We start from the raw sequence: 14,215 nt of genomic DNA on the forward strand, positions 1-14,215 counted from the left end.
CGTCCTATTCAGTTCCGTCACGGCCCCCACACAGTTACCGTGGACACATGATTACCACGCCACTGACCACAACGCCACGGTGCCTGCCGCGGCGCGCTTTCACGGCGCTCGTGGCGATCACGGCATTCACGCTGACCTCCTGCGGCACCGGACCCGAGAACACTCCCGAGCTGAAGACCCTCACCTCGAACGGCACCGTGACCTCCACGGTGACAGAGACATCTACGCCGGAGAGCCGGGAATCAACGAACGCGACCGGAACCCCTCGTGCCGATGCAGGTCTGACCCCCCTGGGCGACGCAGACATCACGATGAAAACACTCCGTCCGGAGCCCGCAGCGCAGCTCGTGGTCACCGGCGTGCGGCTCGGCACGCATGAGGGCTTCGACCGCGTCGTCTTCGACTTCGCCGGAAACGGATCGCCCGGCTGGTTCATCAACTACACCGATCGCCCCACCCAGCAGGGCAGTGGTTTCCCGATCGAATTCCTCGGAGACACAGCCCTTGAGGTGAACATCGACGGCACGACCTACGCCTTCGCGCTCGACATGGAGGAACCGCAACTCGGCGAGGTCACAGGCCCCGGCCCCATCGTCGCGGGTGTCAGTTCCGCAGGCGCCTTCGAGGGACGCACCCAATTCGTCATCGGCGTCAACGGTGGCAAACGACCCTACTCCGCACAGGTACTGACAAACCCGACCCGCCTCGTCATCGATATTCTCCAGGGCTGATCCACCTGCAACAGAGCTGAAGGGATCAACGGTAACTCGCCTCGATCCGCCAGCTTCCCGACCCCCACACGACAAGCCACGCCCGGTCATCACAACCGGAGACAGCCTCCGCGATGATCTGCATCCTCGCACACCGGTGGGCGGACTCCGGCTCCCACCACAATTCATCAACGGGCCACGGTCCCGCCCACCCGGTGATCCGGTAACGGGTCGCACCCACGTATGCGGTGCACGGGATCCGGTCGAGTAACGCCTCCGCCGTCACCCGCACGCCTTTCCCACCAGCATCCACGAGACGGATACCTGAGTCTGGGTTCGGCGGACCACCGCCACGACGCGCGGGATGCGGCCCCGGCAGCATTCCCGGCCATCGCCCCCGCGGATCCTTTGTCACAGAACGATCCTCTCCGACCGGCACGTACCTGATACGTTCGACTGGACTCCGCCCTCCGGTGAGTTGTGGCCGGAGCACAGCCTCCATTCCAAGTATCGACTGCACCCGGGTGATCACCCTCCGGGCACCACCATCATCCGAGCCCCGCGCAGCCCACAAACCCTCATCTTCCGGAAGCATGACCTCGATGGGTTCCAGAACAAGCTCCACGATGCCGGAATCCACGGTGTCCTCGGTACCATCACCCGCCGCGAGTTGAGCGGTGAGCCAACCGTCAAGCTGCCACCGCACCCGCTCCGCGGTGGCCTGTTCCGTCAATGGTTCCCGGGTATGCCAGATCCGTTCGAGGACGCTTTCCTCTCCTCCGACGAGAATCGTGGCCCGGACCTTCAATCGCTGACAGCACAATCCCGCAGATACCAGTTTCCCGTGTAGTCGGGTAGCCAGAGAACGCGCCAGAAATGCCGCCTCATCGATTCTTCCCACGGGAGAATCAGGACGGTGAGCCACCTGGAGTGGTGCGGTCGGTTGCCGTACCAGAACAGTACGGTCACTCTCCGCACACGCCAAACGGTGGAGTTTCTCACCCGGAACACCGAATCGGGTGGTCACCGCTGTCGCGGGAAGAGCAGCGAGCTCCCCGAACGTCGACACCCCCAGTTCCGCAAGAACGGTGACCACGTCTGGATCACAGCCGAGGGTTTCCTCCGCCGCAGCTAACCGGATGGGCCTCGGAGCGAGAAACACCCGCGATCCCCCGGCTGGCACGACCGCGCCCACTCGGGCGGCGATGAGCGCGGTGGGAATCTCGTCTGCGATTCCCACGAGACAGTCCACACCCGCGATCCCCACGGAATCGATGAGCTGTTGCGCGACCGCGTCCTCACCACCGTGATAGCGCCCCGCGGCAGCGGCATCGACGATGATAAGTCCGGGGCGGAGCACCTCGACGGTGGCCGCGATACCCGAGACACTAGCGACGAAAGGCTCGAAGATACGTGCATCACGGTCAGGACAGTCCTCGAACACGGTGAGCCCGGGACACACGGCCCGCGCCTGACGTAACCGCATCCCACGTCTGATCCCGACAGCCCGGGCCTGTGGTCCACACACCTTCACCTTTCCACAGGATGTGCCCGAACCTGCGACCACCACCGCACTGTCACTGCCAGATACCGGAGTCGTGCCAGAGAGAAGTGCCGCATGGACGGGCCAGTCGGGGAACCATAGAGCCATGACTCTGTCCCAGTTCATCCCACCCGCACCGTCCGACGCAATCCCGATGATTCCAGGGGGAGATCATCCACCCGCAGAATCTCCCCGGCGACCGTGTTCGCAACCGAAGGAATCCGCCCGATCCGGAGTCGGGTACGGCGCACCGAAGCACCCCCAGCGGAGATACAGACGTCAAGGTCCACTGCCCGAATCCGCCCACCACCTGCCTCGATACCGTGATAGGCGACCACATCAGCAGAGATACAAAGCCTCGAGGAAGAGAGCTGAAAACCTACGGTGACCAGCGCGGCAGCTCCACGACGTACCTTGGACAGCAGGATTCTCGATCCTCCCGCACCGATCCTCATCGGCTCCCGGGAATAGTGCACGACGAGATCCATCCCCTCTACGAGCATTCCGGTAACGACGAGTGGCCTGTCCCCCGGGTCAGGTATGACCACGACCCGATCAAGATCACCACCAGCATCAACCACACCGGTGAGAATCAGGTCCGGCCAGCCGACGACCGCAACCGTGGCCCCCGCACGAGTCGCGGCAGCGAGGATTTCCACCACGAGTGCCGGACAGTCCCCCACTGTGGTGACCGCCTGCCGTGGAAGGCCCCCGCCCGGCAGAAATCCGGATAGTCCATCAGGTACCGCGATCACCGCCCCCTGCTCAATCGCTGTCATCATCGCGGCACGATACGGCGACACCGGGCGTGCCCGTCCCACGGTGCCATCCATCGCCAGCAGAGTCGATTTCAGGGCACGGATGCGCTCCTGACGGTTCAGCCCGGTCAGATCGGGAACCTGCGACACACCGCCCGGCCCTCGAACATATGTGCCATTCATACGGCCAGTCAACTGGAACATGCGGCCGATTTCAAGCTCCACCCGTGGAGCCCTGATTCGCTGCAGATAAACCAGATCAGAGTTCGGTCAATCCAGTTGACGGGAGTGCGCCCACCGGGTGAGTGCGTGCCGGTTGGACTGCTGGGTCTTGCGCAGGATATTCGAGGCGTGGGTCTCCACCGTCTTGATCGAGATGAACAGTTCCGCACCGATCTCCCGGTAGGTGTAGCCGCGGGCGAGCAACCGCAGAACCTCAAGTTCCCGGCGGGTGAGCGCATCGACGAGCGGATCCGACGACGGCGCACCCCGCTGCTTCTCGACCGCCTCGTCCGCCTCGGGGGCATCCACCACGCCGACACCGGCTCCGGCGTCCGGTGCACAGAAGGCGTCGAGGACGAATCCGGCGAGTCTCGGGGAGAACACCGCATCTCCGTCCCTAACCCGACGCACCGCGTCCGCGAGTTCCTCCCCGGAAATCGTCTTGGTCACGTAACCCCGGGCACCCTCACGGATCACGGCGATCACGTCCTCGGCGGCATCAGATACGGATAACGCAAGGAATACCGTGTCCGGACACCGGCGTCTGACCTCCCGGATCACAGCGCATCCACCACCATCCGGCATATGGACATCAAGGAGAACGACGTCAGGACTCGTCGAGATGATCTCTTCGACGGCCTCGGCCACGGTGCCCGCCTCCCCGACGATGTCCACCACCCCAGCCAGCTCCGCCCGCACCCCAGCGCGGAACACCGAGTGATCGTCCACCAGAAACACCGTGATCATGCCCGCTCCATTCACCTCACCTGCCGCATCTGCCCACCCCCGAGATTACCCGTCTACAGGTACGCGGAGGATGACCTCGGTCCCGTCCCCGGGGGCGGATCTGATCTGCACGGTGCCACCTGCGCGGGTGACCCGACCCCGCACCGATTCCGCCAACCCATGGTGTCCGTCCGGGACCTTCGCCGGGTCGAATCCGCATCCGCGATCCCGAACGTAGACGGACAGCTCCCCCGCGAGGTTCTCGGCGTAGACATCGATCTCCCTTACCCCGGAATGTCGGGCAGCGTTGACCATGGCCTCCCTGGCAGCGAGGATGACCGCGCGGGTGGTCTCGGCGAGAGGGCTGTCCGCGCCGACGGTGACCGGTGCGATCCGGACGGAGTAGGTGTCCTCCACCTCCCCGCACGCGAGTTCCAGCGCGGCGAACACGGTGGCGGCGGCACCTGCCGCGGCGTTCTCCTGCTGTCCGAACAACCACTGCCGGAGTTCACGTTCCTGACTGCGGGCGAGTCCGGCGATCTCAGTGTCCTCCCCGGCGCGTTTCTGGATCAGCGCAAGTGTCTGCAGGACCGAGTCATGCAGCCGGGAGGCGATCTCGGCACGCTCGGCAGCCGCGAGACGTTCCGCACGTTCCCGGGTGAGTTCCTCCCACATCTTCAACCACAACGGCACCCCGAGAACCGCGACTCCCGCGAGAGTGAGCAGAACCGCCATGAGAGTCGTCCCGAAGGCCTGCCGATTCTCCCAGTTCACCAGAACGAGAATGATGCCGGTGAGCACGAGCGTCCCGCCAGCCAGGAGCGTGGGTACTCCACCACGCAGCTCCGAGAAATCCATGCCGCGGTCATAGGTGCGCCAGACAATGACGGCTCCGAGACCAATGATCAGAAGCGGCCACCATCTCACCGCCGTCGAACCGGTGACAAGCGCGAAGGCCACCAGCGCACCGATAATGGCGAGCACGACCAGAAGATGATCCGTCCGTGATGTCTCCGGCGACCCCGGGACAGGCTCTCCGTCCGTCTGACTGAACAGCACCCAGATCAACGCGTAGCAGAGCACACCCGCACCGCTGAGCAGGCAACTGAGGGCGAGCAGCAACCGCACGATCCGAACATCGACCCCGAAATGCCGGGACAGCCCTGTCGCAACTCCCCCAATGACGCGCCCCTGACGGACCCGGGTGAAACGGGGATAAGGCCGTGGTCGTGTCTGGGCCGGAGCAGGGGGCGTCGCCATGATGTCAATGATCGCACCGGCCCCGTCAGAGGGCATCGGGGACCACCCTGATTTCCTGTTTTTCAGGGTGGTCCCCGATGTGCCGCCACCGGGCCGGGGATCAAAATGAAGACATGGACAGCACACCTCCCCCCACGGCCCCCGATTCCCGTGACCTCAGCGACACCCTGCGCGACATGTGGACGACACGCCCGCCCCGTATTCCCTCCGACCAGGGTGGAAACGCAAAGATAGCCGGCGTCTGCGAGGGAATCGGTACCCGTTTCAACGTCGATCCCACGCTCATTCGTATCGCCTTCGTCGTCGCCGCCCTGTGCGGTGGTGGAGTGCTGCTCTATCTCCTGGCATGGCTCATCATGCCGCGCTGGTCCGTCCCGGTGTCCCCGGTCGAGGCGATCGTCCGAGCGAGTTCCGATCCCCGTTTGAAGAGCGAACGTTCACTCGGTTACACGCTGATCATCGTGATGCTACTGATCGCCTGGCCTGCCAGTTCCTCCGACCTGTTGTCCTCGTCGACTCTGCTCACGACGCTCATCGGTTTCGCCATATGGTGGCTGCTGCACAGCCGTCAACCGGTCCCCCCGGAGGGGCTGCTCGTCACTTCCCCCGAAACCTCCGACACCGAAGCAGGCCCTGCCACCGGAAACCCGTCACCGGACTCCGGAGACAGTCGGATAAAGGTCTCGCCGAACCCCGGTCTCGTGCACCTGAAGCCTGCCAAGGGCTACGACATTCCGGACGCACAGCCGGTGCCGCCCGATTGGGATCCGCTGGGCACGGTACCCGAGCTGTGGAACCTCCCGGAGCCGGGTCCCGTCCCGACACCGCCACCCACCAGGAGCCGGTGGCTCACCGCAGGCGGGATCATCGCCCTCATGATCGGGGCTGCGGGCGGGATCGGGCTGATCTCGCTCAGCGTCGGCACGGCATTCTTCGCTCTTGCCATTCCTACTCTGGCCTGGACGTCCTGTCTCGGGGCACTCATCGGGGGAACCGGGATCGGCGTGGGGCTCCTCTCCCGAGGAGGTCTACGAAAATCCGCACTGATCCTGGGAATCGGCGCCCTCGTGGCCCTGACCATCACAGTCGGCAATACCCCCAGGATCAACTTCAAGGTCGGAGGTGACACCGGATCGACCCGCATCGCCCCAACGTCCGGGGCTACTCTCCCCGCTGACGTGGACAACGGCGTCGGGAAAACCGAACTGGACCTGCGCGGACTGCAACCCCTGGCCGAAAGCCGGAAGGTGGAGGTGTCCAACGGGGTAGGAAAGACCACCGTGTGGTTGCCGACCGATGTGCCAGTCACCGTGACCTGCTCGAACGGGGTCGGCAAGTTGGTGTGCACCCCGGGTGACTACAACCCCGGTGCCGAGGGCGAACGACTCACCCTCGACATCAGCAACGGAATCGGCACGGTCGTGGTCCACACCAAATAACCGGCGGGTCACTCCCGTCCACGGAGAACGGCCCGGAACCGCTCCCGCAGACCGTCGAACCGGCTACCACGGTCTCGGCCGTCGTGGCCGGTTTCCGAGTCACCGCCCTCCATACGGAGCAGCTCTCTGACCCGGACGAACCCCGGGAGACCGACCAGCAGATGCGCGACGAACACAGCGACCCACACTCCCGCGAGCTGCGCACCGTACAACGTGGGGGCAGGATCACCGCCCGCGATCTGCCGGTAGGCCACCATGAAACCAGCGGCGACGGGAACCGTGATGAGCACGGCGGTGAACAACTGACGACGCAGGTGCAGCACGAAACCACTGACCCCCGCGTCCCGGTCCGCCGCGTAGTCGGCACGACGGCGTTCCCACATCCGGGCACCGGCGGTGAGTGTCAGCAGGTAGAACACGGAGAGGGCCACCGCGAACAGCAGCGCGGTCAGCAGGGCCGCCGTGGCCGAGGACCGCTGGACATCGGTGTACACGCCGTCACGCGCGATGGGATAGATATAGCTGTCCGATAGCCCGCCGCCTGCCAGGGCCGTGAGCGGAGACGCCACCCGGTCGAGTTCCTCCGGGGCGCAGAGGCACGTGACGGATTCGGCGAGTTCACGTGTCCCCGGGAGCAGGTCGGGGTCGAGACGCTCGAAGTCTCGCGGGGTGAGGGCCACGATGGGCCGGTTGTCCGGACGGTTCGGTGCACCGGTGCCGTCCAGCATTGACACCGCCGCGGGATCGTTCCCCTCCCGGATGACGGTGAGGCCGTCGGTGACACCGGAATCGGTGATGGCCTCCGTGTCCCCCCACACCACGGCGACCCCCTGGCGGAGCTGGCCGGTGGCCGGGATCGCCTCCGGCTGCCCGACGATGAGCAGGACTCTGTCGTCGGCGACGGGGATCTGTGCGGTGAGCCGCGGATCCTCCTCCATCTCCCCGGCGAGCACCCGTAGATCGGGGCGTACCTCGAACGCCTTCGAAATCTCCTCCATCTGGGCCTGGAATTCGGGATCCACGTCGGATGTCCGCAGCACGCTGACGGGCCGGTCCGGTTCATTCGCTACGACCCCCAGCTCCCTCATCTCCCCGCCACTGCGGGCGGTCGCGAAGGTGAGCGCCATACCGAGGACGAGACCACCGACGACACAGAGCACCGCCCATCCCGGAACAGACGCCAGGTCCCCGGGCAGACCACGCCTCCGGTCCACCACAGCTCTCCCCTTCCCGAGGTCGCCGAGGGAGATCTTCGCGGGGATGATCAGGACGGCCCCGATGATCACCGCCCAAATCACGGCACACAACAGCAGAGACAGCAGCCCGACGGTGAACACCGTGCCGAAACCGACGAGTGTCGTCGCACTGAGCCTGACGAGGTACACCAGCCACACCGCGAGCACCCCGGCCCCGGCACCCGCGGCGAGCACGGAAGCGAACCGGATCAGCCCTGCCCGGCCGTCGACACGACGTAGCTGGCTCACGCTGAGAGCGACACCCACGGCAAGCAGGAGCAGCATCGTCGCGACACTGAACTTCCCGAACGTGGAACCGGCGAAGTCACTGCCGGAACGGGGCAGCGCCACGGTGGTCTCCACGTCGTCGAGACCGGCGGACCGGAGAACATCCCCGACGGTGCCTGCGAGCTCGGGTGCCCCGTCACCGGCGAACAGCCACGTGTCCCGGGGGCCCGGGACCTCGAAGCCCTGCAGCGCCACGACCGGGGTCTTGCCCACCAGGGCACCGGCGGGGAATGTTCCCGCGATCGGATCGTCCTGCAGTCCGTTGAACACCGCCACATAAATGAACCACACACCCGACAGCTCCGAGTTGAACGGCGCATCCTTCAAGTTCTCCGGTAGTGCGGTGGAGACCAGGGTGCGATCCTTCCCAAGCGCAGCATCCAGCTCACCCGCCCCCTCGACGTGGAAACGACCGTCCGGGTCATGCACCGCGAACACCCCCGAACCATCACTACGAGATGCCAACACCGACACCCCACGGGAATCCGCCAGGTCGGCGATCTCGCGCTGCAGCTCCACCTGCTCCTCCGGATCGAGGTCGCCGGTACCTGTTGCCGTCGCCTGGAGCGTCGGCCCGGAATACCCCAGCCGCATCGCGGTGGCGATCGAGCCACCTTCGACCACCAGGAGCATGAAGATCATCACGACGACCGCGATCAGAGCACTGATCACACCGGGGAGGACGATACGTGCGGGGTTTCTGTCCACGCTGACTGCCACCTCTTCTTCGACGGGTATCGGCCCAGGCATACACCAATCCGGCGCCCGGGATCAGAGCTGACCACCTCGAACGGTGGCTTTTTCTCCATAGTAACCCATGCCCGACGTCCAAGAATCTATCCCGATCATCCCGCGGCTACGGAGAAGATACCCCCGAGTTACTCCCCTTTCCAGGAAAAAACAAAAACTCGGTCTCCCCGTCCCCTACGGTAGAGAGCTGACGCTCTCACCGTTCCCTCCTGTCACTCCGATGCGCCGACCCGAAAAGAGGAAAACTGTGCCCACCCGCACACACACCGCAAAAATGACGTCCGCCGTTCTCGGCGCCATCATGGCGATCAGCATGCTCACCGCCTGCGACTCCGATGAGTCCACCCGAAGCGACAAAGAGATCACCACAACATCCAGCAAAACCACCACAGAGCGCACAACCGACTCGATAACAACAACGACGACAACGGAAACGACGAATTCAGAAGAGCCTCCCGCCCCAGCACCCGTGGAGGAAAGCAACAATCAGATGCAAGGCTTCATCGCACCAGCACCGGCCCCCACACCAGTGCCGGCCACTGCACCGGCACCCGCAGCCACCTATTTCGCGAACTGCGGCGAGGCTCGCGCCGCCGGTGCCGCACCACTCTACGCGGGCAACCCGGGGTACAGCCGCAAACTCGATCGTGACGGGGATGGCATCGCCTGCGAATAATCTTCCACTGCAGGCAACACACGGGAGAGGGCCCCACGCTACGCATGGGGCCCTCTCTGTCAGGGGGGCAGGCCGGAGCCTACTCCCACTCGATCGTTCCCGGGGGCTTCGAGGTGCAGTCGAGAACGACACGGTTGACGTCGGCGACCTCGTTGGTAATACGGGTAGAGATACGTTCCAGCACGTCATAGGGAATTCGGGTCCAGTCAGCGGTCATCGCATCCTCGGAGGACACGGGGCGCAGCACGACCGGGTGCCCGTAGGTGCGACCATCCCCCTGGACTCCGACGGAACGGACGTCCGCGAGCAGCACCACGGGGCACTGCCAGATCTCCTCATCCAGACCTGCTGCAGTGAGCTCAGTGCGGGCGATCAGGTCAGCGGCACGCAGCGTTTCCAATCTCTCGGCTGTGACCTCACCGATGATGCGGATGCCCAGACCCGGTCCCGGGAACGGCTGACGTCCCACGATCTCCTGTGGCAGCCCCAGTTCCCGGCCCACGGCACGGACCTCATCCTTGAACAGCAGTCGGAGCGGCTCAACGAGCTCGAACTCGACGTCGTCGGGTAGACCACCGACGTTGTGGTGGCTCTTGATGTTCGCGGTACCGGATCCACCACCGGACTCAACGACGTCCGGGTAAAGGGTGCCCTGCACCAGAAAGTCCACCGACGATCCCTCTGGTGCAGACTCGAGTACACCAGTGACGGCACGCTCAAAGGAGCGGATGAACTCCGCACCGATGGCCTTGCGCTTGGCCTCGGGGTCAGTCACACCGGCCAGCTTCGACAGGAAAGCGTCCTGTTCGTGGGCGGTGACAAGTGTCGCTCCGGTCGCTGCAACAAAGTCCCGCTCAACCTGCTCCCGTTCCCCCGCCCGCAGCAGACCGTGATCGACGAACACACACGTCAGCCGGTCACCGATGGCACGCTGCACTAGCGCTGCGGCCACGGCGGAATCAACGCCGCCGGACAAACCACAGATAGCACGCCCCTCCGGGCCGATCTGCGCACGAATCGACTCGACGAGCTCGTCGGCAATGTTCACGGCGGTCCAGTTCTGTTCGAGCCCTGCGATCTCCGTGAGGAAGCGGGTGAGCACCTCCTGGCCGTGCGGGGAATGCAAGACTTCCGGGTGATATTGGACCCCAGCCATCGAGCGTTCGGGGCACTCGAAGGCCGCAACCGGGGCACCCGCAGAGGTGGCGGTAACGGTGAATCCCTCCGGTGCGGCGTGCACGGCGTCACCATGGCTCATCCACACCTTGTGCGTCGCCTCAAGCCCCTTGTGCAGGGTACCGCCGCTGATGCTCAGGTCGGTGCGGCCGTATTCACGGTCACCCGTGTTAGCAACGGTGCCCCCGAGGGCGTGGGTCATGGCCTGGAATCCGTAACAGATGCCGAACACCGGGACACCCAGATCGAGCAGCTCAGCGCGTAGCTCCGGCGCACCATCCGCATAGACCGACGCCGGGCCGCCGGAGAGTACCAGCGCGGCCGGGTTCTTTGCCTTGATCTCCTCGACCGTGGCGGTATGCGGGACAACCTCGGAGTAGATCCGAGCCTCACGCACCCGGCGTGCGATCAACTGCGCGTACTGGGCGCCGAAGTCGACGACGAGCACCGGGCGGTGATTCGTTGCGGTAGCTTGCTTTGAGTCAGTCACGGGACGTACTTTACCGCACCCAGAGCCGCGCTCTGCTTCTCCGGTACTGCGCCGCACCAATGGATAGAACGTCGGTGATCAGAAAACGGTGGAACGGACGGACAACTGAACCTTCTGGAAGCTCTTCAGGTCCGTGTACCCGCACTTGGCCATCGCCCGGCGCAACCCGCCGACGTAGTTGAGCAAACCATTGGGGTCGGTGGACGGGCCGTGCAGCACCGTCTCCAGGGAGGGCTGCCGCGCCATCTGGTCGAGGTTGTCACCGGACTCTTCCGCTGACTCGACGATGTGCGCCCAAGAGGGCTCGACAGCGCCACGGGGGAACCGTGGGTGTGCCGCCGTGTGTGGCCAGAAGTAGCCACCCGCAGCGGCTTCGCGGGCCCGGGCGAGTGCACGGCCGAGCATAACCCCGTCGGCACCGCAGGCAATTGCGGTGACCGCATACCCGGAGGAATCGAGTTCCCCATCGGCGATGATGTGCACGTAGCGGCCGCCCGTCTCGTCAAGGTAGTCACGTCGGGCTGCAGCGGCGTCCGCGATCGCTGTGGCCATCGGGCAACCGATGCCCAGCGCGAGGTCGTTGGTGTTCGTCCCGCCCCCGACGATGATCCCCGCAGCTCCAGTGCGCATGAGATGCAGAGCGGTCGTATAGTCCGCAACCCCACCAGCGATGACGGGAACGTCCAGTGAACCGATGAACTCCTTGAGATTGAGTGGCTGACCACCCGTTGCGACGTGCTCTGCGGAGATCATCGTGCCCTGGATGAACAGCAGTTCAGCACCCGCCTTGATGACTACGGGCGCGAGTTCCCGAGCATGCTGCGGAGTGACCCGGACGGCAACGGTAGCTCCGGAGGCGCGTACCTCGGCTATCCGCGCGGAGAGCAGTTCCTCGTCGATCGGTGCAGCATGCAGTTCCTGCAGGACCCTGGTGCTCGGGGAACCGAAGCCCAGCGGATCGGACATCTCCGTCAACTCCATGCGACCGGCCTCCACGACCTTGGCGATTGCGGCATCGAGATCGGTATGACGCCCCCACAGTCCCTCGGCGTTGATGACTCCGAGACCACCCTGACGCCCCATCTCCACGATAAACTCCGGTGAGGCCAACGCATCCGTCGGGTGAGACAGGAACGGGTTATCGAAGGTATAGGCGTCGATGTGCCAGGAGGTGTCGATGTCCTTCGAGGACCGTGTCCGACGGGAGGGGATGATCTGGATGTCCGCAAGCTCGTAACTGCGGCGGGCCTCGCGCCCGATTCCGATTTCGACAATGTCACGCATGGGTGATGCTCCTTGGATGTTTTGGGTCCCACCGGGCAATCAACTCCCGGTGGGCGAAGCGGTGGCTTCAGCGCTGGTAGTAGTTCGGGGCCTCAACGGTCATCTGGATATCATGCGGGTGGGATTCCCGCAGACCAGCCGCCGTAATCTGGACGAAGCGCGCATGCTGCAGATCCTCAATGGTAGCGGAACCGGTGTAGCCCATGGCTGCGCGCAGACCACCGACGAGCTGGTGGGTGATCGCATCGATGGAGCCACGGAACGGGACACGCCCCTCGATACCCTCCGGGACAAGCTTCTCCTCGCTCTTGACGTCCGCCTGGAAGTAGCGGTCCTTGGAGAAGGACCGCTTCTCTCCGCTCAGGCCACGCCCCTGCATCGCACCGAGAGAACCCATGCCGCGGTACATCTTGTACTGCTTCCCGTTAACGACCACCGTCTCACCCGGTGCTTCAGCGGTTCCGGCGAGCAGGGAACCGAGCATCACGGTGGATGCGCCGGCTGCCAGTGCCTTGGCGATGTCACCGGAGAACTGCATGCCACCATCCGCGATGATCGGAATACCTGCCGCTTTGGCGGGTACTGCGGCCTCCATGATCGCGGTGATCTGCGGCGCACCGACACCCGCGACGACGCGGGTGGTACAGATGGAACCGGGGCCGATGCCGACCTTGATGGCATCCGCACCGGCATCGATCATGGCCTGCGCTGCAGCACGGGTGGCGAGGTTGCCGCCGATCACGTCGACCTTGTGCCCGAACTCCTTCTTCACCCGGGACACCATCTCCAGAACACCCCGGTTGTGAGCGTGTGCGGTGTCCACCACAAGGACATCGACCCCCGCATCGACGAGCGCGGCGGCACGGCCCCATGAATCCTCACCGGTACCGATACCAGCACCGACGAGCAGCCGGCCAGAAGAATCCTTGGATGAATCCGGGTACTTCTCGGTCTTGACGAAGTCCTTGACGGTGATCAGTCCAACCAGACGCCCCTCATCATCGACGATCGGGAGCTTCTCCACCTTGTTCGCACTGAGGAGTTGCAGAGCATCCTCTTTGCTCACGCCCTCCTTCGCCACGACGAGCGGCATCGCCGTCATCACTTCGGCAACCGTCCGAGAGTAATCCTGCTCAAAACGCATGTCCCGGTTGGTGCAGATACCGACGAGCCGCCGCGCCTCATCCACCACCGGCAGACCAGAGATCCGGTAACGGGCGCAGAGTGCATCCACCTCACCGATCGTCATGTGCGGGGTGCAGGTAACCGGATCGGTGACCATACCGGACTCGGATCGCTTCACCATCTCCACCTGCTGAGCCTGGTCCTCCACGGACAGGTTGCGGTGCAGAACACCCATGCCACCCTGCCGCGCCATGGCGATGGCCATGCGCGCTTCCGTCACCGTGTCCATCGCAGCGGAAATCAACGGAATATTCAGCCGGATATTCCGGGTGAGCTGTGAGGACGTATCCACCTCACTGGGGATCACGTCGGAGGAATCCGGGATCAGCAGAACATCGTCGAAAGTGAGGCCGATGAGTGCGACCTTGTTCGGGTCGTCGCCCCCGGTGGAGACGTGATTGTCAGTCAAGGTGGGTCATCCTTTTTATCTAGGGTGGAACTGGAGCTGGATCGACACGTCGCATCCACCCGCC

At 64.5% G+C, this 14,215-nt stretch carries 11 protein-coding genes; 3 read left to right on the plus strand and 8 right to left on the minus strand.

Going from position 1 to position 14,215, the window contains the following annotated elements:
- Positions 1-47: 47 nt before the first annotated feature.
- Positions 48-731 (plus strand): hypothetical protein, encoded by a 684-nt coding sequence (locus tag QWU44_RS04330; RefSeq protein WP_370914493.1) that lies wholly within the window; start codon positions 48-50, stop codon positions 729-731.
- 25 nt (positions 732-756) lie between these two features.
- Here QWU44_RS04330 and QWU44_RS04335 read toward each other — a convergent pair whose 3' ends face one another.
- The 4 genes from QWU44_RS04335 to QWU44_RS04350 all read right to left on the minus strand — a co-directional run bounded on the left by QWU44_RS04335 (position 757) and on the right by QWU44_RS04350 (position 5,255).
- Positions 757-2,361, minus strand: a complete 1,605-nt coding sequence (locus QWU44_RS04335) for a DNA polymerase Y family protein (protein ID WP_370914494.1) — start codon at positions 2,359-2,361, stop codon at positions 757-759.
- A 14-nt stretch (positions 2,362-2,375) separates the two neighbouring features.
- Complete coding sequence (locus tag QWU44_RS04340; protein WP_370914495.1) at positions 2,376-3,194, minus strand: hypothetical protein; 819 nt, start codon at positions 3,192-3,194, stop codon at positions 2,376-2,378.
- An 87-nt stretch (positions 3,195-3,281) separates the two neighbouring features.
- The gene (locus tag QWU44_RS04345; protein WP_370914898.1) at positions 3,282-3,977 is read right to left on the minus strand and encodes a response regulator; all 696 of its coding nucleotides are present in this window, start codon (positions 3,975-3,977) and stop codon (positions 3,282-3,284) included.
- A 48-nt stretch (positions 3,978-4,025) separates the two neighbouring features.
- Positions 4,026-5,255, minus strand: a complete 1,230-nt coding sequence (locus QWU44_RS04350) for a PspC domain-containing protein (RefSeq protein WP_370914496.1) — start codon at positions 5,253-5,255, stop codon at positions 4,026-4,028.
- Positions 5,256-5,332: 77 nt separating this feature from the next.
- On the opposite strand from QWU44_RS04350, the gene QWU44_RS04355 reads away from it, so the two are divergent.
- Positions 5,333-6,658: a PspC domain-containing protein gene (locus QWU44_RS04355; RefSeq protein WP_370914497.1), complete on the plus strand. Its 1,326-nt coding sequence runs from the start codon at positions 5,333-5,335 to the stop codon at positions 6,656-6,658.
- An 8-nt stretch (positions 6,659-6,666) separates the two neighbouring features.
- Here QWU44_RS04355 and QWU44_RS04360 read toward each other — a convergent pair whose 3' ends face one another.
- A complete protein-coding gene (locus tag QWU44_RS04360; RefSeq protein ID WP_370914498.1) occupies positions 6,667-8,931 on the minus strand; it encodes a hypothetical protein in 2,265 nt (754 codons plus the stop codon).
- A gap of 274 nt (positions 8,932-9,205) precedes the next feature.
- Here QWU44_RS04360 and QWU44_RS04365 point away from each other — a divergent pair, with 274 nt between their 5' ends.
- On the plus strand, positions 9,206-9,607 hold the full coding sequence (locus QWU44_RS04365) for an excalibur calcium-binding domain-containing protein (RefSeq protein ID WP_370914499.1): 402 nt from the start codon (positions 9,206-9,208) through the stop codon (positions 9,605-9,607).
- 79 nt (positions 9,608-9,686) lie between these two features.
- Here QWU44_RS04365 and guaA read toward each other — a convergent pair whose 3' ends face one another.
- The 3 genes from guaA to guaB all read right to left on the minus strand — a co-directional run bounded on the left by guaA (position 9,687) and on the right by guaB (position 14,151).
- On the minus strand, positions 9,687-11,273 hold the full coding sequence (gene guaA / locus QWU44_RS04370; protein ID WP_370914500.1) for a glutamine-hydrolyzing GMP synthase: 1,587 nt from the start codon (positions 11,271-11,273) through the stop codon (positions 9,687-9,689).
- Between the two features lie 78 nt (positions 11,274-11,351).
- Positions 11,352-12,557: a GuaB3 family IMP dehydrogenase-related protein gene (locus QWU44_RS04375; RefSeq protein WP_370914501.1), complete on the minus strand. Its 1,206-nt coding sequence runs from the start codon at positions 12,555-12,557 to the stop codon at positions 11,352-11,354.
- A 67-nt stretch (positions 12,558-12,624) separates the two neighbouring features.
- The gene (guaB, locus tag QWU44_RS04380; RefSeq protein WP_370914502.1) at positions 12,625-14,151 is read right to left on the minus strand and encodes an IMP dehydrogenase; all 1,527 of its coding nucleotides are present in this window, start codon (positions 14,149-14,151) and stop codon (positions 12,625-12,627) included.
- Positions 14,152-14,215: the final 64 nt, after the last annotated feature.

This window comes from Corynebacterium sp. CCM 9203, assembly GCF_041357675.1.
Taxonomy (GTDB): domain Bacteria; phylum Actinomycetota; class Actinomycetes; order Mycobacteriales; family Mycobacteriaceae; genus Corynebacterium.